25 protein-coding genes and 1 other RNA gene are annotated in these 25,758 nt (G+C 65.1%); 9 read left to right on the forward strand and 17 right to left on the reverse strand.

Annotated features, from left to right (window positions below; translation table 11 throughout):
• The 6 genes from R0382_RS05420 to mraZ are packed head-to-tail and all read right to left on the reverse strand — an operon-like array spanning position 1 to position 6,386.
• A complete protein-coding gene (locus R0382_RS05420; RefSeq protein ID WP_432723024.1) occupies positions 1 to 1,365 on the reverse strand; it encodes a UDP-N-acetylmuramoyl-tripeptide--D-alanyl-D-alanine ligase in 1,365 nt (454 codons plus the stop codon).
• Positions 1,362 to 2,858: a UDP-N-acetylmuramoyl-L-alanyl-D-glutamate--2,6-diaminopimelate ligase gene (locus R0382_RS05425; RefSeq protein WP_432723026.1), complete on the reverse strand. Its 1,497-nt coding sequence runs from the start codon at positions 2,856 to 2,858 to the stop codon at positions 1,362 to 1,364. Before R0382_RS05425 ends, R0382_RS05420 begins: the two co-directional genes overlap by 4 nt.
• Positions 2,846 to 4,726 (reverse strand): peptidoglycan D,D-transpeptidase FtsI family protein, encoded by a 1,881-nt coding sequence (locus tag R0382_RS05430; RefSeq protein WP_432723028.1) that lies wholly within the window; start codon positions 4,724 to 4,726, stop codon positions 2,846 to 2,848. The genes R0382_RS05425 and R0382_RS05430 overlap by 13 nt, the downstream gene beginning before the upstream one ends.
• A gap of 3 nt (positions 4,727 to 4,729) precedes the next feature.
• Positions 4,730 to 5,032 (reverse strand): cell division protein FtsL, encoded by a 303-nt coding sequence (gene ftsL / locus R0382_RS05435; protein ID WP_432723030.1) that lies wholly within the window; start codon positions 5,030 to 5,032, stop codon positions 4,730 to 4,732.
• Complete coding sequence (gene rsmH / locus R0382_RS05440; protein ID WP_432723032.1) at positions 5,029 to 5,952, reverse strand: 16S rRNA (cytosine(1402)-N(4))-methyltransferase RsmH; 924 nt, start codon at positions 5,950 to 5,952, stop codon at positions 5,029 to 5,031. Before rsmH ends, ftsL begins: the two co-directional genes overlap by 4 nt.
• Positions 5,949 to 6,386: a division/cell wall cluster transcriptional repressor MraZ gene (gene mraZ, locus R0382_RS05445; RefSeq protein WP_432723034.1), complete on the reverse strand. Its 438-nt coding sequence runs from the start codon at positions 6,384 to 6,386 to the stop codon at positions 5,949 to 5,951. Before mraZ ends, rsmH begins: the two co-directional genes overlap by 4 nt.
• Positions 6,387 to 6,685: 299 nt before the next feature.
• On the opposite strand from mraZ, the gene R0382_RS05450 reads away from it, so the two are divergent.
• Positions 6,686 to 6,793, forward strand: coding sequence for a protein MIGRI (locus R0382_RS05450; protein WP_432724128.1), 108 nt, complete (start codon positions 6,686 to 6,688; stop codon positions 6,791 to 6,793).
• A gap of 70 nt (positions 6,794 to 6,863) precedes the next feature.
• Positions 6,864 to 7,784, forward strand: coding sequence for a protein-methionine-sulfoxide reductase catalytic subunit MsrP (gene msrP, locus R0382_RS05455; RefSeq protein WP_432723036.1), 921 nt, complete (start codon positions 6,864 to 6,866; stop codon positions 7,782 to 7,784).
• Between the two features lie 66 nt (positions 7,785 to 7,850).
• Here msrP and R0382_RS05460 read toward each other — a convergent pair whose 3' ends face one another.
• The 3 genes from R0382_RS05460 to glnK form a co-directional block, all read right to left on the reverse strand.
• Positions 7,851 to 8,381 carry a YcnI family copper-binding membrane protein gene (locus R0382_RS05460; RefSeq protein WP_432723038.1) on the reverse strand — a complete coding sequence of 177 codons (531 nt, stop codon included), beginning with the start codon at positions 8,379 to 8,381 and terminating at the stop codon, positions 7,851 to 7,853.
• A gap of 146 nt (positions 8,382 to 8,527) precedes the next feature.
• Positions 8,528 to 10,294 (reverse strand): ammonium transporter, encoded by a 1,767-nt coding sequence (amt, locus tag R0382_RS05465; RefSeq protein ID WP_432723040.1) that lies wholly within the window; start codon positions 10,292 to 10,294, stop codon positions 8,528 to 8,530.
• A 25-nt stretch (positions 10,295 to 10,319) separates the two neighbouring features.
• Positions 10,320 to 10,658, reverse strand: a complete 339-nt coding sequence (gene glnK, locus R0382_RS05470; RefSeq protein ID WP_203538747.1) for a P-II family nitrogen regulator — start codon at positions 10,656 to 10,658, stop codon at positions 10,320 to 10,322.
• A gap of 253 nt (positions 10,659 to 10,911) precedes the next feature.
• Between glnK and R0382_RS05475 the strand changes: the two genes are divergently transcribed.
• Positions 10,912 to 11,172, forward strand: coding sequence for an accessory factor UbiK family protein (locus tag R0382_RS05475; protein ID WP_432723042.1), 261 nt, complete (start codon positions 10,912 to 10,914; stop codon positions 11,170 to 11,172).
• Positions 11,173 to 11,416: 244 nt separating this feature from the next.
• Here R0382_RS05475 and rnpB read toward each other — a convergent pair.
• From rnpB to R0382_RS05495, 4 genes are all read right to left on the reverse strand, one after another.
• An RNA gene (gene rnpB / locus R0382_RS05480) (RNase P RNA component class A) lies at positions 11,417 to 11,898 on the reverse strand.
• Between the two features lie 9 nt (positions 11,899 to 11,907).
• Positions 11,908 to 12,387: a hypothetical protein gene (locus tag R0382_RS05485; protein WP_432723044.1), complete on the reverse strand. Its 480-nt coding sequence runs from the start codon at positions 12,385 to 12,387 to the stop codon at positions 11,908 to 11,910.
• On the reverse strand, positions 12,387 to 13,436 hold the full coding sequence (gene pyrC, locus R0382_RS05490; protein WP_432723046.1) for a dihydroorotase: 1,050 nt from the start codon (positions 13,434 to 13,436) through the stop codon (positions 12,387 to 12,389). The genes R0382_RS05485 and pyrC overlap by 1 nt, the downstream gene beginning before the upstream one ends.
• A gap of 2 nt (positions 13,437 to 13,438) precedes the next feature.
• Positions 13,439 to 13,666 (reverse strand): sulfurtransferase TusA family protein, encoded by a 228-nt coding sequence (locus tag R0382_RS05495; RefSeq protein ID WP_432723048.1) that lies wholly within the window; start codon positions 13,664 to 13,666, stop codon positions 13,439 to 13,441.
• A gap of 99 nt (positions 13,667 to 13,765) precedes the next feature.
• On the opposite strand from R0382_RS05495, the gene R0382_RS05500 reads away from it, so the two are divergent.
• The 6 genes from R0382_RS05500 (at position 13,766) to R0382_RS05525 (ending at position 20,168) form a co-directional block, all read left to right on the forward strand.
• Positions 13,766 to 14,422, forward strand: coding sequence for a response regulator transcription factor (locus R0382_RS05500; protein WP_432723049.1), 657 nt, complete (start codon positions 13,766 to 13,768; stop codon positions 14,420 to 14,422).
• Complete coding sequence (locus R0382_RS05505; RefSeq protein ID WP_432723051.1) at positions 14,419 to 15,705, forward strand: ATP-binding protein; 1,287 nt, start codon at positions 14,419 to 14,421, stop codon at positions 15,703 to 15,705. Before R0382_RS05500 ends, R0382_RS05505 begins: the two co-directional genes overlap by 4 nt.
• Positions 15,706 to 15,865: 160 nt before the next feature.
• Positions 15,866 to 16,447, forward strand: coding sequence for a CNP1-like family protein (locus R0382_RS05510; RefSeq protein ID WP_432723053.1), 582 nt, complete (start codon positions 15,866 to 15,868; stop codon positions 16,445 to 16,447).
• 9 nt (positions 16,448 to 16,456) lie between these two features.
• The gene (locus R0382_RS05515; RefSeq protein ID WP_432723054.1) at positions 16,457 to 17,614 is read left to right on the forward strand and encodes a sugar diacid recognition domain-containing protein; all 1,158 of its coding nucleotides are present in this window, start codon (positions 16,457 to 16,459) and stop codon (positions 17,612 to 17,614) included.
• Positions 17,615 to 17,748: 134 nt separating this feature from the next.
• Entirely contained in the window at positions 17,749 to 19,008 is a 1,260-nt protein-coding gene (locus R0382_RS05520; RefSeq protein ID WP_432723056.1) for a GntP family permease, read from the forward strand.
• 20 nt (positions 19,009 to 19,028) lie between these two features.
• On the forward strand, positions 19,029 to 20,168 hold the full coding sequence (locus R0382_RS05525) for a glycerate kinase (RefSeq protein ID WP_432723057.1): 1,140 nt from the start codon (positions 19,029 to 19,031) through the stop codon (positions 20,166 to 20,168).
• A gap of 57 nt (positions 20,169 to 20,225) precedes the next feature.
• Here the strand turns inward: R0382_RS05525 and nagZ are convergent, their stop codons facing one another.
• The 4 genes from nagZ to R0382_RS05545 form a co-directional block, all read right to left on the reverse strand.
• Positions 20,226 to 21,764: a beta-N-acetylhexosaminidase gene (gene nagZ, locus R0382_RS05530; RefSeq protein ID WP_432723059.1), complete on the reverse strand. Its 1,539-nt coding sequence runs from the start codon at positions 21,762 to 21,764 to the stop codon at positions 20,226 to 20,228.
• Positions 21,765 to 21,935: 171 nt separating this feature from the next.
• Positions 21,936 to 22,943 (reverse strand): phytanoyl-CoA dioxygenase family protein, encoded by a 1,008-nt coding sequence (locus R0382_RS05535; RefSeq protein ID WP_432723061.1) that lies wholly within the window; start codon positions 22,941 to 22,943, stop codon positions 21,936 to 21,938.
• 89 nt (positions 22,944 to 23,032) lie between these two features.
• On the reverse strand, positions 23,033 to 24,388 hold the full coding sequence (locus R0382_RS05540) for an MATE family efflux transporter (RefSeq protein WP_432723063.1): 1,356 nt from the start codon (positions 24,386 to 24,388) through the stop codon (positions 23,033 to 23,035).
• Positions 24,382 to 25,740 carry a DUF6271 family protein gene (locus R0382_RS05545; RefSeq protein ID WP_432723065.1) on the reverse strand — a complete coding sequence of 453 codons (1,359 nt, stop codon included), beginning with the start codon at positions 25,738 to 25,740 and terminating at the stop codon, positions 24,382 to 24,384. Before R0382_RS05545 ends, R0382_RS05540 begins: the two co-directional genes overlap by 7 nt.
• Positions 25,741 to 25,758 lie beyond the last annotated feature (18 nt).

The raw sequence follows: 25,758 nt of genomic DNA on the forward strand, positions 1-25,758 counted from the left end.
CTAGTTATTTCCTTGTTCGTTGACCAGCGCGTCGACGACGCGCTCCATGCGCATAAAGCGCGATCCCTTGACCAGCACCACGGCATCCGGCCCGGCTTCGGGTCCGAGTTCCGCCAAGAGTGCTTCCAGCGTGTCGAAATGCCGGCTACCGAATGCCGCCGCGGCTTCGTGCATCTGCGTGCCGAGCGTGAACAGGCGCTGCACGCCGGCGGCCTTTGCATAAGCGCCGACCTCGGCATGCCGCGCCGGCGCATCCACGCCGACTTCGCCGATATCGCCGAGCACCAGCAGCGTGCGTCTGGCCTGCTCCGCGCCGATGCGCACCAGCACATCGACCGCCGCCTTCATCGAATCCGGGTTGGCGTTGTAGCTGTCGTCGATCAGCAGCGCGCCGGCCGCAGCCTGCTTGCGCTCGAGCCGGCCTTTTACGCCCTGATACGCCGCAAGACCAGCGATGCACGTCACAAGCGGTACACCCAGCGCCAGCGCCGCGGCACTCGCAGCCAGCGCATTGCGCACGTTGTGCAGTCCCGGCACGTGCAGCACGGCCGGCTCGGCACCCGCCGGCGTCGCCAGTGTGAAGCGGCTGCCAAGCGCGCCGGCAACGACGTCGACGGCACGCACATCGGCAGCGGCGCCAAGGCCGAAACCGGTTTGCGGCCGGCCGGCGGCGAGCGTGCGCCACAGCGGCGCGTACGCGTCGTCGGCGTTGAGGATCGCCGGGCCGTCGGCGGCGAGGCCGGCGAAAATTTCGCCCTTGGCACGGGCCACGCCTTCGACCGAGCCGAGCGCTTCGAGATGCGCCGCGCCGGCGTTGTTGACGAGCGCGACGTCGGGTCGCGCCATCCGCGTCAGGTAGTCGATCTCGCCGAAATCACTCATGCCCATCTCGACCACCGCGTAACGGTGCTGCGCCCGCAGGCTCAGCAAGGTCAGCGGCACGCCGATGTGGTTGTTCAGATTGCCGCGCGTCGCCAGCACCGCATCGGCGCCGGCGTGGGCGGCGAGGATGGACGCGGTCATTTCCTTGACGCTGGTCTTGCCGTTGCTGCCGGTGATCGCGACGAGCTTCGGCGCGATCACGCTGCGCCAGTGGCTGGCCAGCTCGCCAAGCGCCTTGAGCGTGTCGGCGACAACGATGCGGTTGCCGCCGCCGTCGGTTTCGACCAACACCGCGGCCGCGCCCTGTGCCAGCGCCGCATCGGCAAAGTCGTGGCCGTCGAAGCGCTCGCCGCGCAGCGCAACGAACAGGTCGCCGTCGCGGATGTCGCGGCTGTCGGTCGTGACACGCGCGAACGCCACCGTCGCGTCGCCACGAAGGGCGCCACCGACGGCCAGCGCTGCGTCATGCATCGTCAGCATCATGATGTCTTCCTCGCCAGCGCAGCGACCGCCTGTTCGACGTCGTCGAAGTGATGCCGCACGCCGTGGATTTCCTGGTAAGTCTCGTGCCCCTTGCCGGCGATCAGCACCACATCGCCGCTGCCGGCGAAATCGATGGTCGCGGCAATCGCGCGGGCACGGTCCGATTCGATCGAGTAGTTCGCCAGCCCGCTGCCGTCGACGCCGGCCACGCCGGTGACGATGTCGTCGATGATCTGTTGCGGGCGTTCGGTACGCGGATTGTCGCTGGTGATCACCGTTGCGTCGGCCAGCCGGCAGGCGATCTCGCCCATCTGCGGCCGCTTGCCGCGATCGCGGTCACCGCCGCAGCCGAACACGCAATAGAGCCGGCTTTTCGCCGGCATCGCCTCGCGCAGCGTCGACAGTGCCTTGTCGAGTGCATCGGGCGTATGCGCGTAGTCGACGACGACCAGCGGCTGCGCGCCACCACCCAGTCGCTGCATCCGGCCCGGCGCCGATTCGATCGCTTCGAGCGCCGCGACCGCGTCGGCCAGCGCCACATCGGCAGCCAGCAGCACGCCAAGGCAGGCGAGCAGGTTGTAGGCATTGAAACGACCGACCAGCGACGAGTGGATCGTCGCCTCGCCGGCCGGCGTGACGACATCGAGTTCGAGGCCGGCCAGCGTCGCGGCCAGCCGCGTCGCGCGAATGTCGCCGGCGTCGAGGCCATAGCTCAGCACGCGTGGCGCGGTCGTCGTTTTCAGCAGCGTCTGGCCGAATGCGTCGTCGGCGTTGATCACCGCCGCCTTCAGCCCGCGCCAGACGAAGAGCCTGGCCTTCTCGGCGCCGTAGGCTTCGAGCGTACCGTGATAGTCGAGGTGATCGCGGGTCAGGTTGGTGAACACGGCGATATCGAACCCGACGCCGTGCGCGCGCGCTTGTGCCAGCCCGTGCGAGCTGACCTCCATCGCGACGTGATCGGCACCGGCGTCGCGGAACCGCGCCAGCCAGTGCTGCAGGGTAACCGGGTCTAGCGTCGTGTGTGTCGACGCTTCGAGTGCCGGAAACACGCCGTTGCCGAGCGTGCCGAGCACGCCGGTCGGAAACCCGAGCCGGGTGAACGCCTGGCCGAGCCAGTTGGCGATCGACGTCTTGCCATTGGTGCCGGTGATGCCGACGACGGTCTGCGCGGCGCTCGGATGGCCGAGCAGGTGGCTGGCAACGATGCCGGCTTGCGCCCGCAGTTGCGGCACGCCGAGGTTCGGCACCGTCCACTCGGGCTGCCAGACGAAGGCGCCGGACGCCGTATCGCCGGTCTCCCACAGCACCGCGCCGGCGCCGGCATCGATCGCGGCCTGCACATAGCGGCGGCCGTCGGCGTATTCGCCCTGGAAGGCCAGGAACACGTCGCCAGACTGGATCTGGCGGCTATCGGCGACAACGCGACGCCCTGCGGCGATGGCGTCGATCGCGGCAAAGTCGAGCGCGGCCAGCGGCCAGTTTACGGGACCCATGCTTCGTCCTCCCTGGTGTCCTGAGGACTGGGCAGCAGGATGTTATTGGTCGGTGCATCCGGCGGAATACCGAGCAGGCGCAAGGTGCCCGCGACAACGCTCGAGAACACCGGCGCGGCCACGGCGCCGCCGTAGATGCTCTTCTTGATATCGGGTTCGTCGATCATCACGGCGACGATCAGACGCGGGTTCGATACCGGCGCCAGACCGACGAAGGAACCGACATATTTCTTGTCGGCATAGTTGCCGCCGCTCTGTTTGCGCGCGGTACCGGTCTTGCCGGCGACGCGGTAGCCGACCACCTGCGCGCGCGTTGCGGTGCCGCCCGGCTGGGTGACCTTTTCCATATAGCCGCGGATCGTCAGCGCCAATTCGGGCGAGATCACCTGCTTGCCCGGCATCGGCGCGCTTTGCTTGATCAGGCTGACCGGGTGCTCGATGCCGTTGGTGGCGAAGATCTGATAGGCCTTGGCCATCTGCATCAGGCTCACCGACAGGCCATAACCGTAACCCATGGTGCCCTGCTCGATCGGATACCAGGTCTTGAACGGCCGCAGCTTGCCGGCCGACTCGCCCGGGAAGCCCAGACCCGGCCGCTGGCCGATGCCGACGGCGTTGAGCATATTCCACTGCGTTTCGCGCGGCATCGTCAGTGCCACCTTGAGCGCACCGATATTGCTCGAATGCACGAGAATGCCTTCGGCATTGAGGACGCCGTAGTTGTGCGTGTCCTTGATTGTGAAGCCGCCCATGTACAAGGAGCCGGGCGAGGTATTGAACGTCGTCTTGGCGTTGATGGTGCCGGCCTGCATGGCCGCGGCGACCGTCAGCGGCTTCAGCGTCGAACCCGGTTCGTACAGGTCGGTGATCGCGCGGTTGCGCTTCTTCGCCGGATCGATCCGCTCGCGGCTGTTCGGGTTGTACGACGGCGAGTTCGCCAGCGCGAGGATTTCGCCGGTGCGCGCGTCGAGCACGACGATGCTGCCACCGGCGGCGTCGAAGTCGCTGACGGCCTTGTTGATCTCGCGATACGCCAGATACTGGATGCGCCGGTCGATCGACAGCGCCAGCGTCTCGCCATCCTTCGGCGGCACGATGGTCGAGATGTCCTCGACGATGTAGCCGCGGCGGTCGCGGATCACCGTGCGGCTGCCGGTCTGGCCCGACAGCACCTTGTCGCGCGCCAGCTCCAGCCCTTCCTGACCATGGCCGTCGATATTGGTGTAGCCGATGATCTGCGCCATGATCTCGCCGGCCGGATAGTAGCGGCGGTATTCGGCCTGCGCGTAGACGCCGGGAATATTCAGCGCCATCACGTTCTTGGCGTCCTGCGGGTTCATCTGCCGGCGCAGCCAGATGAAGTCGGTACGGCTGGGCTTGCCGTCCTTGTCCTTGATCGTCTCGCCCTTGTGGGTACGGCGCGTTTCGGACAGCTTTTTCACGACATCGGCGACCGGCATGCCGAGTACGCGCGCCAGCTGGGCGACTTCTGCCTGCGACAGCGGCACCGGGTCCTTGTCGTTTTCAGGCTCCCAGTCGGCCGGACGCGTCTGCCCGGCCGGCAGCAACTCGATGCTGCGCGGACTCGCCCAGATCGACTGCACCGGGGTCGAGATCGCCAGCGGCTCGCCGTTGCGGTCGGTGATCATGCCGCGGTTGGCCTCGAGCCGCAGCGTACGCGCGTAGCGCGCCTCGCCCTGGCCTTGCAGGAACTCCTCGTTGAAGACCTGCAGCCACAGGCCGCGGCCGAGCAGGATCGCGAACAGCCCCATCAGGCCGGCGACGACGAACCACACCCGCCAGCGCTCGAGCTTGAGCTGCTGGCTGTAGCGCTTGCGGGCCTGCGTCGGCGGAATCATCCGGTTCATGACTCAGTCCGCCGGCGAGAGTTTCGGCCGTGCGACAACCTGCCCCTGCGGCAGGATGACCTGGGTGCGGTTGGCAGCCGGCAACTGCATGCTGAGCTTGGCGGTCGCCTCGGATTCGATGCGCGAGTGCATCGCCCAGGTGCTCTGCTCGAGCTGGAGCTGGCCCCATTCGACGTCGAGCTTGCGCGTGACCTGGTCTTCCTTCTGCAGTTCGCCATAAAGCTTGCGGGCGTTGAACTGGCTGGTCACGACCGACAGCGCGCAGGCAATCAGCACGGCGAGCAGAAATAGATTTAGGCGGGTCATATCGCCGCCTTTTCTGCCACCCGCAGGATCGCGCTTCTGGCGCGCGGATTCCCAGCGACCTCGTCGGCGCTGGCCCGTATGGGCTTGCCGACGATGCGCAGCGGCGGCGGCGGAATGTCGGCCGCCCGGATCGGCAAGCGGTCGGGCAGGTCGTGCTTGCTCTGATCCTGCATGAAGCGCTTGACGATGCGGTCTTCGAGCGAGTGGAAGGCGATCACCGAAAAACGACCGCCGACGCTCAGCCGCGCCAGCGCCTGCGGCAGGATCAGCGCGAGTTCTTCAAGCTCGCGATTGACGAAAATCCGAACAGCTTGGAAGGTACGCGTCGCCGGGTCCTGGCCCGGCTCACGGGTACGGACTGCGCGCGCCACGAGCGCGGCAAGTTCACCGGTTGTGGACAATGGCCGCTCGCTGCGACCTGCAACAATCGCTGCTGCAACCTGTTTAGCAAACCGCTCTTCGCCATAATCTTTCACAACCTCCGCAATGTCTTTTTCATCCGCGCTGTTGAGCCAGTCGGCGGCGGTGATGCCGCGCGTCGTGTCCATGCGCATGTCCAGGGGGGCGTCGAAGCGGAAACTGAAACCGCGACTGCCGTCGTCCAGTTGGGGCGAGCTGACGCCCAGATCGAGCAGCACGCCGTCGATCGTCGGCACATTCAGCGCGTCGAGCGACGCGTTGAGCGATGCAAATCCGTCGTGCACGATGGTGAAGCGCGGATCGGTGATCGTCTGCGCTTCGGCAATCGCGTGCAGATCCTTGTCGAAGGCGATCAGCCGGCCGTTCGGGCCGAGCTTCGAGAGGATCAGCCGCGAATGACCGCCGCGCCCGAAGGTGCCATCGACGTAGATACCGTCGGCGCGGATGTTCAGCGCGTCGACCGCTTCGTCCAGCAGGACGGTTTTATGAATGAAGCTCACAGCACAATGCCTTGCATTTGGGTTTCAAGATCGGCCGGCGACAGGTCAAATACCGCCTGATTTTTCGCCGACCATTGGCCGTCGTCCCAAATCTCGAATTTGTTGCCAATCCCGACAAAGGCGATTTCCTTTTCCAGCCCGGCTATTTGCCGTAGCCGCGGCGCAATCAGAATGCGGCCGGCGCTATCCATGTCCATTTCCTCGGCATGGCCGACCACCAGACGCCGGATTTGCGCTTGTGCGCCCGATAGCTGATTGAGTTGGTCGCGCACGGAATCCCAGTCGGATTGGGGATACAGCAGCAGGCAGCGGTCGGGGCTGACGGTCAACACCAGCTTGCCCGCGCTGCGCGCGAGCAGCAGCTCGCGGTGCCTGGCCGGAATCGCCAGACGCCCTTTGCTGTCGAGGTTGATCGTTGCCACGCCGCTGAACATGAGCCTTGTCTCGTTCGGGGAAAAAATCCACTTTTACCCACTTTTTCCCACTTTCGCCCACTATAGCAGCAATCAAAAACCCGCCACAAGGGCGGATATTCGCTTTCCCGTTTTGATACAATCACTTAGCAGCAAATTCATGTCAGGTGCATTTGCTCATGGAAAGACGAAAAGAATGAACCAGATATCCCGGATGACTTAAAGTGCTACTTTAAGTATTCATCGCCGCCCGTCAGTCCATGTCCGGAAAATCATTCAGGCTTCTGCTCGCCGCTCTCGTCCTCTTGTTGCTGTGGCGGATGCTGTCGCCGGCCTGGCGCTCGGAAGCGCACCGCAGCGCCCGGATTGCCGCACGCGTCCTGCTGGCAAGCGCCGCAATCGCCCTGGCCGTGCACTTTTTGCGCTGAATCGGTTCCAATGGCTGTCAGATCCGCGCGCCAAGCGCGACGAAGCCAGATCATGGCCATGGAGACCGGCATGTCGCACTCCCCTTCCCCCATCCTGCCGTCGGACATCACCGCCGAATCGCTCTACCTCGACCGGCGACGCTTCCTGCTCGCGACCGGCGGCCTGATCGCCGCGACCATGCTGCCCGACGCCGAAGCGGCAGCGCTGGCGACACGCCCGAGCCGCTTCAGTACCGGCGAGGAAAAGAACAGCTGGGAGCAGATCACCAGCTACAACAATTTCTACGAATTCGGCACCGACAAGGGCGATCCGGCGCAGAACGCCGGCAGCCTGAAAACGCGACCGTGGACCGTGCGGGTCGAGGGCGAATGCGAGGCGCCGAAGACCTTCGACATCGATGCGCTGATGAAGCTGGCGCCGCTGGAAGAACGCGTCTACCGGCTGCGCTGTGTCGAAGGCTGGTCGATGGTGATTCCGTGGGTCGGCTATTCGCTGTCCGAGCTGCTGAAGCAGGTCAGGCCGACGTCGAAGGCCAAGTACGTCGAATTCGTCTCGCTCGCCGACCCGAAGCAGATGCCCGGGGTGCGCCGGTCGGTGCTCGACTGGCCGTATACCGAAGGCCTGCGCATCGACGAGGCGATGCACCCGCTGGCGCTGCTGTGCGTCGGCCTGTACGGCAAGCCGCTGCCGAATCAGGATGGTGCGCCGGTGCGCCTTGTCGTACCGTGGAAATACGGCTTCAAGAGCGCCAAGTCGCTGGTGAAGATCGTGCTGCGCGAAACCCAGCCCGCCACCGCGTGGAACAAGGCCGCGCCGAACGAGTACGGCTTTTATTCGAATGTGAACCCCGAGGTCGATCATCCGCGCTGGAGCCAGGCCAACGAGCGGCGCATCGGCGAGCTGCTGCGGCGCAAGACGCTGCCGTTCAACGGCTACGCCAACGAGGTTGCCGGCCTGTACAAGGGCATGGACCTGAAAAAATACTTCTGATCCGCGGCCGCTCCGTCCCGATGAACAACGGCGCCCCTAGGCGCCGTTGTTTTGTCTTGGCTGGAATCAGTGGTGATGGTGGCCGGCACCTGCCGCCGGCGCCAGTTCGAGCACCGGTGCCGGATGCGCCGGTTCGGCCGCGTCGTCGCCAGCGGGCACCTCGGTCCATTCGATCTTCTGCTTGCCGCATTGCTGCACGACTTCGAAGTACAGCTTGCCCGCCTCGGCCGGCAGCTTGAGCTGCATGGCGAATTCGTCGAACTGCGCATCGGGCAGGCTGCCGCCGGACCAGCGGATCTCGCTCACCCCCTCGGTGATCGTCTTGCCGTGCGATTCGTACGGCTGCTTCAGCTTGCCACTGCGGATATCGAGCTTCCAGCCCGGCTTCGGGCTAGGCTTGGCCGACTTCACGCCGTCGGGAATGCGCACGGTCACCGCCGTCGTCGCCGCGCCATCGCAACCGTGACCGACCTGAAACACCGCCTTGTAGTAGCTATCGGCCGGCGCATATTTCTGCTGCAGCACGATGTGCGCCTGCGCAGCGCCGGTCAGCAGGACGAGGGACACGGGGAAAAGGAAGCGGGCGGCGGACAACATGGATCGATCCTGTAAGCGTGTGGATCCGGCAGTCTACGCGCGAAATCGTGGCGGTACCGGCCATCTGCGGCGAACGTGAAAAAGCCCGCCGTGCAGGCGGGCTGTCGAGGCGCGGCGCCAAAGCGCCGCGATCGATCGACTCCGAATCAGAGGTTGTAGGCCTTTTCACCGTGGCTGGTGACGTCGAGACCTTCGCGCTCTTCGTCTTCGCGGACACGCAGGCCGATGACCAGATCAACCAGCTTGTAGGCGACGACCGAGACGATGCCCGACCACAGGACGGTGATCCCGACGCCGATCGCCTGGATCTTCACCTGGGCGCCAATGTCGTAACCGGTCGCAACCTTGTTGGCGACGTAGTCCCACACCCCGGTACCGCCGAGGTCCGGCGATGCGAACACGCCGGTCAGGATGGCGCCAAGAATACCGCAGACACCGTGGACGCCGAAGACGTCGAGCGAGTCGTCGGCACCGAGCAGGCGCTTCAGACCATGCACGCCCCACAGGCCGGCGAAACCGGCGATCAGGCCCATGACCAGACCACCGCCGACACCGACGAAACCGGCCGCCGGGGTGATGACGACGAGGCCGGCGACGGCACCCGACGCAGCGCCGAGCAAGGACGGCTTGCCCTTGAGCAGCCATTCGGCGAACAGCCACGCCAGCACCGCGGCGGCGGTGGCGGCCCAGGTGTTGACGAAGGCGAGGGCGGCGGTACCGTTGGCTTCGAGCGCCGAACCGGCGTTGAAACCGAACCAGCCGAACCACAGCAGCGAGGCGCCGATCATCGTCATCGTCAGGCTGTGAGGCGCCATGGCCTCGCGACCGAAGCCGACGCGCTTGCCGACCATGAAGGCACCGACCAGACCGGCAACGGCGGCGTTGATGTGCACGACGGTACCACCGGCAAAGTCGAGATCACCCTTCTGGAACAGGAAACCGGCGGTCGCGTTGGCGGCGTCGGCAGCGGCCTGCGAGGTGTAGGCGTCCGGGCCGGCCCAGTACCACACCATGTGCGCCATCGGCAGGTAGGAGAAGGTAAACCAGATCACCATGAACACGAGGATGGCCGAGAACTTGGCGCGCTCAGCGAACGAACCGACGATCAGGCCGCAAGTGATGCACGCGAACGCGCCCTGGAACACGACATAGATCAGTTCGGAAATACCGACGCCCTTGCTGAAGGTGGCCGCGATCGAATCCGGGGTCACGCCCTTGAGGAAGAGCTTGGAGAGCCCGCCAAAGAAGGCATTACCTTCGGTGAACGCCACCGAGTAACCGTAAATCACCCACAGCACCGCGATCAGCGCGAAGATCACGAACACCTGCACCAGCACCGACAGCATGTTCTTGCCGCGCACCAGACCGCCGTAGAACAGCGCCAGGCCCGGGACCGACATCAGGATCACCATGCTTGCAGCGACGATCAGCCAGGCATTGTCGCCCTTGTTGACGGTGATCACCGGGGCAGCGGCCGGCGTGGCGGCAGCGGTAACTTCGTTGACTGCGGCGACCGGTGCGGCCAAGGCGACGGCAATTTCGACGCGCCGCGCTTCATTGGCATCACCGCCGCCGGTCGTCACTGCCGGCTTTTCCAGGCTGATCTGCGCCTCGGCCAGACCGGCCTTGAGCAGCAGCTCCTTGACCGCGACGGCGCGCTGCTTGGCCAGCTCGGCGTTGACGGCTGCATCGCCGCTGGCGTCGTGGAAACCGACGATGCTCAGCACCACCTTGCCGTCCGCCTTGGCGAAATCGACCAGTGGCTGGGCTGCGGTCGCCGCATCGGCCGGCAGTTCGGCCTTGCCGGTCTCGAAGTACAGCTTGGCCGCCGCGGGCGCATCGGCCGCGAGCGCCGCGCCGGCGAGCATCAGCCCGCACAGCAGCGCAACGAATCGTGCTAACCAGGTTTTCATGCTTCTCTCCTTCCCATGTCTTTTATTAGATGGCCGCTTCGCCGGTTTCGCCGGTGCGAATGCGCACGACGTGCTCCAGATCGAAGACGAAGACCTTGCCGTCGCCGATCTTGCCGGTGTTGGCGGCCTTCTCGATCGCTTCCAGCGTCGCATCGAGCTGGTCGTCGGCGATCGCGACCTCGAGCTTCACCTTGGGCAGGAAGTCGACGATGTACTCGGCGCCGCGATAGAGCTCGGTGTGGCCCTTCTGACGACCGAAGCCCTTCACTTCGATAACCGTGAGCCCCTGTACGCCAATGGCGGACAGCGCCTCGCGCACTTCATCGAGCTTGAACGGCTTGATGACGGCTGTGACGAATTTCATGGGTGACTCCTTGGAAACAGGACGATGACGTAGAAGGTCTAGCAGAAAGCGTGCCAATCACCGGAAAACACGATGACCGGCCCACGACGGCAATATCGCTGTTGCAAACGCACCGACTCGGCGCAGCAAAAGCGGTCTGCACCATGCTGGCGCACCGCCTCGGTGCCTGCCCGGGACGCAACTTCGCCGCCGCGGCGCTGTCTATCGATCTGCTAGACTTCGAGCCTGCCCAGCCCAACACGGAGAGAAAGCCATGCTGAAAGAAAAATTCTTCGACGAGATCTCCAGCAAGATTTCCGAAGCCATCGCCGCCAGCCCGGCCAAGGACGTTGAAAAGAACGTCCGTGCGATGATGTCGAGCGCGTTCACCCGCATGGATCTCGTCACCCGCGAGGAATTCGAGATCCAGCAGGACGTGCTGACGCGGACGCGCGAAAAGCTCACCGAACTCGAAGCGCGCGTGAATGCGCTGGAAGAGAAGCTGTTGGCCGGCAATCCCCAAGACGCCCTCTGATCCGCCTCGTTGGCCGGCTGCGCCTGCGCATTTTGCCGCCGTCCGATGCTCGCAATCCTCATGGACCCTGTGTCCATTCCGGTTGCTGCGCTTCGGACGGCAACAAACTGCTTTGGCTCGCTCGCCCGCTGAAGCAGATCTGGCCGCTTCGGAAAAATGGGCAAAGCCCGCGCTTCAACGCCGGATTGCCAGTTCAGGACGAAAAAAAGCCGAGGTTTTCACCTCGGCTTTTTTGTTGCGATCGGTGCGAAGCCGGCCTGTAAGCCGGGTTCTGTACGCACGGCGAACCGTGCGTGACCGCCATTCCTCTAGGCACAGCGTTACCACTGCACTCAAGCAACCTACCCGCAGACTCGACGGGCCGTCTCAACGCCTGCTGCTTGGTCTTGCTCCGGATGGGGTTTACCCTGCCGGCGACTGTTACCAGCGCCGCGGTGCGCTCTTACCACCCCCTTGCGGGGCCTCCCCGACGGGAACACCTTTTCACCCTTACCTGTGCCCGGTCCGGCACGCTTCAATCGCGCCTTCAACCCGGCCTGTCCGGCCTGCAAGCAGACCGAACGGGGCGAACCTTGCTTTCGCGCGGTTCGCGCCATCGGCGGTTCAGCTCTCTGTTGCACTTTCCGTCGCCTCACGGCGCCCGGCCGTTAGCCGGCATCCTGCCCTGCGGAGCCCGGACTTTCCTCCCCCCCGATTGCTCGGGGCGGCGACGATCCGGCCGGCTTCGCGGGACCATTATCCCGCGTCTAGTACCTCGCCGGCAAACGGCAATCCACTTGCCTCGGCCAAAGCACGCGCCAAACCGAGCTGACGCTCGCGGCCACGGCGGGTTGCGCGCCGGTGCATGAAGGCAAAACGGCGGCCGCCGTCGCCCTCGACCAGCACCCACAGCGTGTCCGGGCCGGCGACGTTCGGATCGGTTTCCAGCACGATCTGCCGGTATGCCGAAACCGGCTGGCTGCGCGAGAACACCGGGATCACGCCGAACAGCATGGTGCGGCGGACGAACTCGCTACCGGTAAAGCGCCGCTCGCTCGGCAGCGCCCAGAACACCGCCGCCAACGCCAGCATCGTGTACCAGAACAGGCCGAAAAAAGCGCGCTCGAAGTGATCGGGCGCGATCAGCGGCTGGCCCCACCACGCGGCCAGCGCCAGCACGGCGCCGGACACCCACCAGCCCGGACGGGTGACGTCGCGGGCGACGAAGCCCGCCATCAGCCTGCCTGCCCGTCGAGCAAGCGCCAGCCCAGCGTTTCACCGGCGCGCAGCGGCACGACCGCGTGTTCGCCGAACGGGTAGCTCGCCGGCACGGTCCAGTCTTCCTTCAGCAGCGTGACGCTGCCGGTATTGCGCGGCAGCCGGTAGAAATCCGGGCCGTTGAAGCTGGCGAAGGCTTCGAGCTGGTCGAGCTTGCCGACCGACTCGAACGCCTCGGCGTAGAAACCCAGCGCCGCGTGCGCCGAATAGATGCCGGCACAGCCGCAAGGCGCTTCCTTGGTGTGCTGCGCGTGCGGCGCACTGTCAGTGCCGAGGAAAAACTTGCGGCTGCCCGAGGTCACCGCCGCCAGCAGCGCGCGACGATGCTCTTCACGCTTCAGTACCGGCAGGCAATAGTGGTGCGGACGGATGCCGCCCTGGAACAGCGCATTGCGGTTCATCAGCAGATGCTGCGGCGTCACCGTCGCGCCGACATTGTCGCCGGCAGCCAGCACGAACTCGGCGGCCTGGCGGGTGGTGATGTGTTCGAACACCACGCGCAGCGTCGGCAGGCGCTGCAGCAGCGGCGCCATCACCCGATCGATGAACGCGGCCTCGCGATCGAACACGTCGACCGCCGGGTCGGTCACTTCGCCATGGACCAAGAATGGCAGGCCGATCTCGGCCATTTTCTCCAGCGTCGGCATCACGCCGTCGAGCGCCGACACGCCGGCTTCGGAATTGGTCGTCGCGCCGGCCGGGTAGAACTTCACCGCATGGACGAAGCCGCTGTCCCTGGCCTTGACGACCTCGTCCGGCGTCAGCGCGCCGGTCAGGTACAGCGTCATCAAGGGGGTGAAATCGCTGCCGGCCGGCAGCGATTTGACGATGCGGTCGCGGTAGGCACCGGCCAGCGCCACCGTGGTCACCGGCGGCTTGAGGTTGGGCATGACGACGGCGCGGGCAAACTCGCGCGCCGTGTGCGCCAGTACCGAGGCCATCAGGTCGCCGTCGCGCAGGTGCAGGTGCCAGTCGTCGGGGCGGGTGATCGTGAGTTGGGTGGTCATAGTCAGCGCTTGCGGATCAGGAAATGGAACTGGGCATCGGCGGCGGTCGATTCGACCAGCGCATGGCCGGTCTGGCGGCAGAAGGCAGCGAAATCGGTCGGCGTCGCCGGGTCGGTGCAGGTGACGAACAGCGTCTGGCCCGATTCGAGCGTGGCCAGCGCCTTTTTGGTGCGCAGGATGGGCAGCGGGCAGTTGAGGCCGGAAAGATCGAGGGTCTGGTCGGCGGACATGGCGGACGGGGCGCAGGTCAAAATCATATTGTAACGCGCCGTCTGCCCGCACCGCGCCGGCGGTGAAATAATGGTGGCTGGAAAAAACGGAACACGACGATGCGCATCCTGCTGGTGGAAGACGATCCCTTGCTCGGCGACGGCGTACAGGAAGGCCTGCGCGAGGCCGGCTGGACCGTCGACTGGATCACCGACGGCGAAGCCGCGCGCACGACCTTGCAGGCCGACGCCAGCTTCGACGGCCTGGTGCTCGACCTCGGCCTGCCAAGGCTGCCCGGGCTCGAGCTGCTGCGCTGGCTGCGTGGCGCCGGCATTCCGCTGCCGGTGCTGATCCTGACCGCCCGCGACGGCGTGACCGACCGCATTGCCGGACTCAACGCCGGTGCCGACGACTACCTCGTCAAGCCGTTCGCGCTCGGCGAACTCGACGCCCGGCTGCATGCGCTGATCCGTCGCGCCAACGGCCGCAGCGCGACCGAAATATGCTGGCGCGACGTCGCTTTCGACGCCAGCAGCCTGACCGCGCGCCGCAACGGCGACGTGCTGAACCTGACGTCGATGGAGGCGCGTCTGCTGCACCTGCTGCTGTCGGCGCGACCGCGCTATCTGTCGCGCGAGCAGATCGAGACCCGGCTGTACGGCTGGCTCGATGCCGGCGAGAGCAACAGCCTCGACGTGCACCTGTCGCACCTACGCAAGAAGCTCGGCGCCGGCAGCATCGAGAACGCCCGTGGCCTCGGCTGGCGGCTGGCATGAAAACCCCGCCGCGTTCGCTGCTCTGGCGACTTGGCGCCTCGCTCGCCATCACCGTGCTCGCGCTGTGGCTGGCGATGATCATCAGCGTGGGCCTGCAGGTTCGCCACGAAGTCGGCAAGGCGCTCGACACCCAGCTCGAATGGAATGCCAAGCTCGCGCTCGCCGCGTTCACCGACGATCCGGTCGCGCTGCCGATCGCCGACCTGCACCAGACCGCCTTTGCGCTGTACGACGATCAGGGCCGGCTGCAGGAGGCGAGCACCGATCCGCCGTTGCCGATGCTCGATCGCGACCATCACGAGTTCGATTTCAACGGCCAGCCCTGGGTCATCCGCATTGCCAAGTCTGCCCATCACACCATGGTGCTCGGCGAGCCGCTGTCGGTGCGCGACCACACCGCGCTCGATACCGCCAGCGATCTGGCGCTGCCGATGCTGGTCGTGCTCGCACTGCTGCTGCCGCTGGTGCTCTGGCTGGTCTGGCGCGGCCTGCAACCGGTGCGCGACTTCGCCGATGCCGTCGCCGCACGCACGCCGGCACGGCTCGAACCGCTGGCCCAGGCGCTGCCGCCGGAACTGACCCCGCTGCAGGGCACGCTGAACCGGCTGTTCGACGAACTCGACGCCGCGTTCGCGCGCGAGCGGCGCTTCACCGCCGACGCGGCGCACGAACTGCGCACGCCGCTCGCCGCGGTGCAGATCCAGCTCGAAGTCGCCGAACGCGCCCGCGACCCCGAACGCCGCGACCGGGCCATGACCCAGGCGCTGGCCGCTTGTGGCCGCGCCAGCCGCCTTGTCGGCCAGTTGCTGGCGCTGGCCCGACTCGAACAGCACGGCGCGGCACAGACGCTGGCGCGCGAGCGCATCGACTGGTCCCGGCTGTGCGACGCGCTGTTCGCCGAACTCGACGCGGCCGGCATCCCGCCGCCGACGCTGCATCTCAACGCGCCGTCACCGCTACTCGGCGATTCGGCGCTGCTGGCCGTACTGCTGCGCAATCTGATCGAGAATGCCCGCCGCTACGCCGGCGCCGCGGCGACGGTCTCGGTGCACATTGCCGCGCATACGCTGATCGTCGAAGACGACGGCCCTGGCGTCGACGCCAACGCACTGGCAAGGCTGGGGGAACGCTTCTTCCGTCCGGCCGGCCAGACGCAGCCGGGCGCCGGGCTCGGCCTGTCGATCGTCGCGCGCATCGCCACGCTGCATCGCGCCGAATTCCGCGCCGGCAACCGCGACGGCGGCGGCTTCATCGCCCAGGTCACCTTCCCGATGCCCGCCTAGCCGCCGTCAAAACGGCGTGCCCAACCAAGCCGGCCGACACGGCGGCTGGCAGCGCGGCCGGATGACGCCGTCCCGCCGCCGGGCTAGCCGATCACCCGCCGCCCGGTCGAGCCATGCACGCGGCTGTGCTAGCATCGCACGCACTATCCGGAGTCCGCAGATGAAACGCCTTGCCCTGATCACCGCCCTTTTGGGCCTCTCCATCGGCGCCCATGCCGCCGAGTACAACAACCCGCAAACCGCGGGCGACAACACCGGCCTGAACATCGTGGACATGCTCAAGGACAAGCCGCAGCCGGCGCCGGCCGAAAAGCCGTTCACCCGGCCCGAGCTGGCAACGCTGAAGCAGTGGGCCCCGTTCACGGTCAATTACGAATCGCGCCGTAACAACTTTTACATCGCCATCGATTCGATCACCGTCAGCCCCGACGACAAGCTGGTGCGCTACGCCGTCGCCGTGGTGCCGAAGGGCGGCGTCTGGAACGTCACCTACGAAGCGCTCGACTGCAACAGCGCGCAATACCGCGTCTACGCCTACGGCAATGGCGAAGGCCAGTGGCAGGACCTGAACCGCAAGTGGCAAAAGGTCGTCAAGGAGAACTACAACGCCTACTCGGGCGAGCTGCTCGACGACTTCTGCCGCTTCGACGACCCGCTGCCGCAGGACGACATCCGCTCGGGCTTCGGCAAGACCCGGATCGAGAAGCCGGGCGCCAACCCCGGCGGCGGCATGGGTGCCTGAGTCCACGCCGTGAGCCGGCTCGACGCGGTGCTTGCCCAGGAGATCGTTGCGCGGACGATGCGCATCATCGACTGCAACGTCAACGTCATGGACGAGCGCGGCACCATCATCGCCAGCGGCAACGCCGAGCGCATCGGCCAGCGGCACGAAGGCGCCCTGCTGGCGCTGGCGCAAACGCGCACCGTCGAAATCGACACCGCCACCGCCGACCGGCTGCAGGGCGTGCGCCCCGGCATCAATCTGCCGCTGCATAACGAGGGCCGCATCGTCGGCGTCATCGGCCTGACCGGCGAGCCGGCGGCGGTACGCCAGTTCGGCGAGCTGGTGCGGGTGACCGCGGAAATGACGCTCGAACAGGCGCGACTGACCCGACTGCTGGCGCGCGACACCCGGCTGCGCGAAGAACTGGTGCTCGAGCTGGTGCGCACCGAGACCCCCGACGCGACGCTGACCGACTGGGCCCGCCAGCTCGGCGTCGATCTGGCCGCGCCGCGCGTCGCCGCGGTGATCGAGATCGACAGCGGCGAGCTGGGCGTCGATGCAGCGTTCAACGAGCTGCAACGGCTGCAGACCCTGCTGACCACGCCCGAGCGCGACAACCTGATCGCCACGGTGTCGCTGTCCGAAGTCGTCGTACTCAAACCGGTGGTCGAACGCGGCGGCCGCTGGGACTACAACTCGCACCGCGACCGCGTCTGGCAGCTGCTGGCGCGGATGCGCGCCGAAAGCGCGCTGGGCGTGCGCATCGCGCTCGGCAACTACTTTGCCGGTGCCGGCGGCCTCGCCCGCTCGTACCGGACCGCGGCCACGGCCTTGCGGCTCGGCCGCCGCCGCGATCCGAATGCCCGCGCCTACTTCTATCAGGATCTGGCGCTGCCGGTGCTGCTCGAAGGCCTGCATCACAGCTGGCAAGCGGCCGAGCTGGCGCGGCCGCTGGTACAGCTGGCGCAGGTCGACACGCACGGCCAGCTGCGCGACACGCTGCTGGCCTGGTTCGGCAACGATATGCACCCGGGGCGGACCGCGCAGGCGCTCGACATCCACCGCAATACCCTCGACTACCGGCTGACCCGCATCGCCGACATCACCGGTTTGGTGCTCGGCCGCACCGACGACCGGATGCTGCTGTACATCGCCTTGCAGCTTGATCTGACCCGCCCGAGCTGATTTTCGTCCGTTCGCCAGAAATACGCCCAAATATTCCATTCGGATTTGTGCAATCGCACGAAGACGTAGTCGAATTTTCCGCACTACCATTTGCTTACAGCTTTGCCCCACAACTGTGCATGGGAGTCGGAACAATGGAAGTCACCACCCTCGGCGCGCTAGCGGCGCTTGTCGTCGCTATCGGCCTGATCCTCAAGAAAGTCCCGCCCGCCTACGGCATGATCGTCGGCGCCCTCGTCGGCGGCCTGGTCGGCGGCGTCGACATCACCTCGACCGTCGAACTGATGATGGGCGGCGCCAAGGGCATCATCCCGGCGGTGCTGCGGATTCTGGCCGCCGGTGTGCTTGCCGGCGTACTGATCGAATCCGGCGCAGCCGCAGCGATCGCCGAAACCATCGTCAAGAAACTCGGCGAAACCCGGGCGCTGCTGGCGCTGGCCGTCGCAACGATGATCCTCACCGCCGTCGGCGTCTTCATCGACGTGGCCGTGATCACCGTGGCGCCGATCGCACTGGCGATCGCCCGCCGTGCCGATCTGTCGAAAATGGCGATCCTGCTGGCGATGATCGGTGGCGGCAAGGCCGGCAACGTGATGAGCCCGAACCCGAACGCGATCGCCGCGGCCGATACCTTCCACCTGCCCCTGACCAGCGTGATGGCCGCCGGCGTCATTCCGGGCCTGTTCGGCCTCGTCGCCGCCTACCTGATCGCCAAGCGGCTGATCAAGCGCGGCAGCATGGTGCAGGAATCCGAAGTGATCCAGCACGACCACGGCAGCCTGCCGTCGTTCGGCGCCGCGCTGGTCGCGCCGGTCGTCGCCATCGTGCTCTTGGCCTTGCGCCCGCTGTTCGGCATCAAGATCGACCCGATGATCGCCCTGCCGCTCGGCGGTCTGCTCGGCGCGCTGGCGATGGGCAAGTTCAAGAACAGCAATGCCTACGCCGTCGCCGGTCTGGGCCGGATGGCGCCGGTGGCGATCATGCTGCTCGGTACCGGTACGCTCGCCGGCATCATCGGCGCCTCGCACCTGAAAACCGTGCTGATCGACGTGCTGCAGGCGTCCGGCCTGCCCGCCTATGTGCTGGCGCCGGTCTCCGGTGCGCTGATGTCGCTGGCGACCGCGTCGACGACCGCCGGTACCGTCGTCGCTTCGCAGGTATTCAGCAGCACGCTGCTTGAACTCGGCGTGCCGGCCCTTGCTGCCGCCGCGATGATCCACAGCGGTGCGACGGTGTTCGACCACATGCCGCACGGCAGCTTCTTCCACGCCACCGGCGGCGCCGTGAACATGAGCATCAGCGAACGCCTCAAGGTCATTCCGTACGAAACCGCGGTCGGCCTCGTGATCACCATCGTGTCGACGCTGATCTTCGGCGTATTCAAAATCTTCTGAGCTTGTTGAGATCCATGATCATGAAAATCGTCATCGCCCCCGATTCATACAAGGAAAGCCTGTCGGCGCTCGACGTCGCGATCAATATCGAAGCCGGCATGCGCGAAGTCTGGCCCGACGCCGACTACGTGAAGCTGCCGGTAGCCGACGGCGGTGAAGGCACCGTCGACGCGATGGTCGCCGCCACCGGCGGCAAGCTGATCGACGTCAGCGTCACCGGCCCGCTCGGTGACTGCGTCGGCGCCTTCTACGGCCTGTCAGGCGACGGCCAGACCGCCATCATCGAAATGGCCGCCGCCAGCGGCCTGGCGCTGGTGCCGTCCAGCCTGCGCAATCCGCTGCAGACGACAACTTACGGCACCGGCGAGCTGATCCGCGCCGCGCTCGACGCCGGCGCCCGCCGCTTCATCATCGGCATCGGCGGCAGCGCCACCAATGACGGCGGCGCCGGCATGGTGCAGGCGCTCGGCGCCCGGCTGCTCGACCGCGACGGCCGCGAGCTCGGCTTCGGCGGCGGACAACTGGCGCGGCTGGCGCTGATCGACATCTCGGGTCTCGACCCGCGGCTCAAGGACTGCCGGATCGACGTCGCCTGCGACGTCAACAATCCGCTCACCGGCCCCAAGGGCGCCTCGCAGGTGTTCGGCCCGCAGAAAGGCGCCACGCCCGAGATCGTCGCCCAGCTCGACGCCAACCTCGCGCACTACGCCAGCATCATCGGCCACGATCTCGGCATCCACGTCGACACCGTCCCGGGTGCCGGCGCAGCCGGCGGCATGGGCGCGGCGATGCTGGCGTTCTTCAAGGCGACGCTGCGCCCCGGCATCGAGATCGTCATGGAAGCGGTCGGCCTCGACGCCATCGTCGCCGACGCCGATCTGGTCATCACCGGCGAGGGCCGCATCGACAGCCAGACCATCCACGGCAAGACGCCGATCGGCGTCGCCCGCGTCGCCAAGCGCCACGGCAAACCGGTGATCGGCATCGCCGGCTGCCTGACTCCCGACGTCGGCGTCGTCCACGCCCACGGCATCGACGCGGTGTTCAGCGTGCTCTACCACGCCTGCGACGTCGAAGAGGCGCTGGCCAAGGCCGCCGACAACGTCAAGCTGGCGTCGCGCAACGTCGCTGCGGCACTGCAGATCGGTCGCAGCCTGTAGGCTGCCGCAAACAAAAACGGCGCCCGAGGGCGCCGTTTTTTTTGGCCTTGCCGAGACTTATCGGCCGAGCAGCTTGTTGACCACCGGCTCCAGCGCCGGCGGACGGCAGCCGAAGCTGGCACAGCGGCCGCGGGCCTGCGGCGCCAGATCCATATCGTAAGGCTGGCGACCCGCCACTACCCACAGCTTGTCCTGCGGCAGCGCCTTGATCAGCCGTTGCTGGCCTTCGACCAGCGCAGCGTTGTACGTCTGCAGCACGACCTGCTCCGCACCTTGGGCAAAGGCGATGGCACCATCAACCTCTTCCGGCAGCGCTTCGGCCGACAAGGCGTATTCGCGAATCTGCACGCCAGCTTCTTCGAAGGCCGGCAGCATCGAGCTACGCGGTTCCTTGTTGCGCGCGATGGCGACTTCGTCGATTTCCGAGCGCGAGCGCACTTCGACGGTAATCAGCGTCACCGGCTTGCTGGTATCGAGCGGCTGGAAGTCGCCCTGAACCTGCAGCGCGGCGGCCTGAACCTTGCGCGCCAGCGCCAGCGCCTCGGGCTTCATCAGCCCTTGCGGCTGCACCGGGGCGCTTTGCCATTCCTGCACGGCCTTGCTGCGCTTCAGTACCATCACGCGAGCCAATGCCTCGTCGATGCGCGCTTCGGCGATGTCGCCACGCTCGACCGCCTGCATCACCGCTTCGACGGCGGCCTGCTGACGTTCCTCAAGGTGCGACACCAGCACGATGTCCGCGCCAGCCTGCAGCGTGCCGATGGCACCGCTGGCCACGCCGACGCCTGCGGAAATTGCAGCCATTTCCAGACAGTCGGAAATCACCACGCCCTGATAGCCCATTTCTTCGCGCAGCAGGCCGGTCAGCACGTTCTTGGACAGCGTCGCCGGCATTGACTCGTCCGGCTCGATCGCCGGGAAAGCCACGTGTGCGGTCATGATCGCGTCGATACCGGCTTCGATCGCGGCCTGGAACGGCGCCAGTTCGACGGCCTTCAGCCGGGCCTTGTCGTGCGGCACGACCGACATCGCGTAGTGCGAATCGGTGGCGGTATCGCCGTGACCCGGGAAGTGCTTGGCCGTGGCGATCACACCGGCATGCTGCAGGCCACGCACCGCGGCCAGACCATAAGTGATCACCGTTTCGGCGTCCTCGCCGTACGCACGCACGCCGATGACCGGATTGAGCGGGTTGTTGTTGACGTCGAGCACCGGCGCCAGATTCATGTTGATGCCGATCTGGCGCATTTCATCGCCGCTGATCTGAGTCAGCTTTTCACAGTCGGCCGTCGAACCCGCTGCCTGGAATGCCATGGCGGCCGGAATCGGCGTCACGCCTTGCTCAACGCGCATGACCATGCCGCCTTCCTGATCGAGTGCAATCAGCAGCGGAATATCGCTGACTTCTGCATTCACTTCCTGCAGTTGTCGACAGAGCTTGGCAATTTGTGCCGGCGTATGCACATTGCGACGAAACAGAATTACGCCACCGACCCGTTGCTCGCGAATCATCCGGGTAATGTGATCATTCACTTCCAGAGCATCAAAACCAACCATGAACAATTGGCCGACTTTGCTACGCAATTCGTGATTCATAGACTCTTCCTCTGATTGCCGACAGCCGTCGGTCATATTTATTGATCACATGCATATCCAACATAGCAATCTGAGCAAAACGTGTTGTGTTTTGCCAGCAACACCATCCGGCACCAACGTCGATCGACGCCCAGATTGCCCCCGTCCGAGACCCGATACGGCAATCCGGCGCTAGTCTGGCCAGACGTCCAGACCCAGCAGTTTCCGGCCCAGCGGCGTAAGCTGAGCTGGTCCGTAACGTTGGGCTTCCGGTTGTTTGGCATCGCCGATAAACGTGACATTGGTGTCAGGGTGAACAACATCCTGATACCAGCTGATGCGTTGCTTTCTGAGTGTAGCATGGTCCATCAGGGCCGGCGTCATCGTCACGTACTGCACTGAGCGCACCTTGTCCTGGCTTACATTCCTTGCAATACCGTGCAACAACAGGCCATTGAAGATCAACAGGTCACCGGCCTCCATCTTCGGCTTTGCTACCGGATATTGACTGTATTCCGCCGGATCGGGATTGGTCGGATGGCTGTCGTGAGCCCGGCCTTTGCGCCATTCCTCGAGGTGATGGAATAAATCCGGTGAGCACTGAAAGCCGCCGGTTTCATCTTCGGTATCGGTCAGCTGAATCAGGCCCTGCACCCGCAATGGCAATACCGGTGCATTGATATCGATATCCCAGTGAATGAATGAGCCCCATTCGGCACGATTGCCCACCGTCGGGAAATTGAGATTGACCCGGTCGACGGATACCCACAGCGCCTCCATATCCCAGATATCGACAAAGGCATCATAAACGCGCTGGCTGGTCCGGTTATCCCACAGCAACTGGTGGTGATACATCTCCACCATGCCCTTGGCATACAACTCCTTTTCCCACGACCAGCCTTCCTTGAAATCGCTGTCCGGGCGCAGCCAGGACTCCGGGCGCTGCGGGTCCTTGCCGGCAAACTCCCACACCTGGGCGAGGGTATCCAGCGCCGTCTGGCGCGGTACGGCCTGCTTGATCACGACGTAACCGTTGCGCCGCCAGAAGGCCAGATCTTCCTCGGAGAGCACCCGCAGCGGCAGCTGCTTGTCCAGCTGGTGCAAGGGCGTGGGATAGTAATAGTTCTCGGCGTCGCGGCTCACCATCGTGCGCGGACCGCCGCTGTGGAATTCGGGAAGGACTTCAATAGGCTTGTTCATTGCTCACATCCGACTGATCCACGCCTTCGCGTGGGGTTGGCGATCGTGCCGGCCGGCCATCGCATCGCGGCGGCCGGCCGCGTGTCGTGTTATTGCACTGCGAGATTGCGGACCCAGACGCCGCGCAACACGCGCTGGATGGTCAGGAAGGCCTTGGCCAGCTCTTCGAGCAGGACCAGCGCGATCACGAAGGACACATCGAGCTTCATATAGATACCGGCCCACCACGCAACCGGAATGCCGACGCACCACAGGCCGAACTGGTCGATGAACATCGTGTACTTGATGTCGCCACCACTGCGCAGAATGCCGATGATGCCGACGAAGTTGATCACCTTCAGGCAAAGGCCGAAGGCCATGATGCTCAATACGCCCTGCGCCGCAGCCAGCGGCTCTTGCATGCCGTTGAGCAGCCAGACCAGTTGGCCGCTGAAGGCATAGGTGACCAGCGCCGCAAGCAGTGCCACCAGCGGCGACAACAGCAGGAAGGCGCGCGACTGTCCGCGAGCGCGATCGAGATTGTTCGCACCCAGTTCGTGACCGAGCATGATGCTGGTCGCGGTCGACAGGCCGACGAAGGCCGACATCATCATCGCGTCGAACGGCGCCAGCAGGTTGATCACCGACAGCACATCGGTGCCCATGCGGCCGTAGATCGACTGGTACACGAAGAAACCCGCGCCCCAGATACCGTTGTGGATCGCCAGCGGAATGCCCTGCTTGAGGAAGCTGCCAAAGCTGGCAGCCTCGAAGGCCGCGGTGAAATGACGCCGGCCCGGCACCAGTTGCGGGTATTTCCTGAACAGCACCCACAGCAGCAGCGCCAGCTGGATCACCCGCGCGCAGCTGGTGCCCAGTGCCGAACCGGTCACGCCCATCGCCGGCAGGCCGGCAAAACCGTAGATGAACACGAAGTTCAGCACGATATTGCTCAGCACCGTCGCCAGCCCGATCCAGGTCGGCCACTTGGCTTCACCGGCGGAATGCAGCGCCGCTTCCACCGGCAGCACCAGCGCCGTGGAGAAATAGGAAAAACACGTGACCAGCAGGAAGGCCGACGACAGCTCGACAAGCTGCGCATCGGTGCTGGCCAGACCCATGATGTCTTCGGCGCTCGTCGCGCAGAAAATGATGATCGGCAGCACCATCACGCTGCAGCAGATCAGCGCCTGGCACAGGCAGCGCTTGAACTTGTCCATGTCCTGCGCGCCGAAATACTGCGCACCGTTGATGGAAAAGATGCTCGACAGCGCCGACAGCAACAGGAAGGTGATCAAAAAGATCTTGCTGGCCAGGCCCACCGCCGCGATTTGCACCGAGCCAAGATGCGCCACCATGGCCGCATCCACCAGACCCAGCACCGAAAACAGCATGGTCTGCATTGAAATGGGGAGTGCAAGCTTGAATAGCTTCCTGAAAAAATCCCCATCGATATGGTTCAACATGGTGCCTCATCCTCTTTATTCATGTTTTCGTTATGCCGGAAACGCCGTTCCGGTCGGCTTGCATTGTCATGCAAGATGCGGGCCGCGTTCATCAGCGACGGCCAAACACGCGCAAGCGTTGCAAAATCGGTCACATCGCGGGAAAACTCGTCGAGCAATGCCTCGCGCCGGAGCTGCAACAGCGCGGCGAATTCGGCGAATTCATCGCCGAGGCAGCAATAGTTGTAAACGAGAATATCCAGCTTTTGCTGATTGACGCGTTGCAGCGGCGCAATCGGTCGTTCGAGATGGGCCCACAGTGCCGATGGTATGACTTGCCGCCCGGCATCGAGCAAGGTCGCCGCATTGTCGCGTACAGCGGCAATGACATCGTGCAACCAGCTCATATACAGATAGTTCTTCACCATCCGGAACTGATAGTCGATAAAGCCTTCCGGCGTCCGGCGTTCATCGGTATAGAAATTGTCGATATGCCGGTTGTGGTGAATCACCGGCATCTGCAACGCATCCATCAGGCTGAACAGGAAATAGTCGCTGCCGATCGTATACAGCGCGGGCGGCATCGGCACCTGGGTATGGATGCCCGAGAAGCAGAAATTGCACGCATCGATCAGGAAGCTGTGCGCATACGCCAATTCGACACGATCGGTTTCAAATCGTGATTGGCCATTGGCGATATAGGTTGCATCGACCCAGCGCCGCTTTTCGGCGTCATCCAGATGAAATGGCGCAAATTGGCCGAGAATCTGGTACGACGCCGCTTCATCGCGATCGAACATCGGCATCACGTCGATCGACGTTTCACCGACATAGGACGCGCCCACCATCTGGATCGGCCCGATCTCGTGCGCGGCGTCGATGACGACCTCGTCGACGGCCGGCAACGCCTGCCGGGCCGGCAGGCCGATGAAGCGCAGCTCGTTGTAGATCGGATAAACCGGCCGGCCCTGGCTGCTTTGATAGTGGCTGTCCGAATCACGCCGGTGCAGCGAACTGCAGCCGAAGTACTCGGCAAACAGGAACAGCCGGTTGGTCGCCGCGCCATACGACACGCCGTCCGGCTGCATCAGCGGCGCAATCGCCGCCTCGCTGCCGGCCTGTCGCAAGACGTCCGCCAGGATTTCGTCCTGCCGGCCGCGCGCCAGATGGATCAGGCGCACCAGCGGCGGCACCTGCAACTGGCTGACCATGGCCGCGTTGGCGGCAAACGCCGCCGGGTCGGACGTATCGGAGACAAGCACGCAGACTTCCAGATCAAACTCGCTGACGGCAAACGCCGCTTCGTCGACCAAGTTCCGGATGGCATTCGCGCATTCGCGATGCGTCGGCATCGCCAAGCATATTTTCTTCATTGGGGACCACGCTCCTTG

The sequence above is a fragment of the Jeongeupia wiesaeckerbachi genome (assembly GCF_050916355.1).
Taxonomy (GTDB): Bacteria; Pseudomonadota; Gammaproteobacteria; order Burkholderiales; family Chitinibacteraceae; genus Jeongeupia; species Jeongeupia wiesaeckerbachi.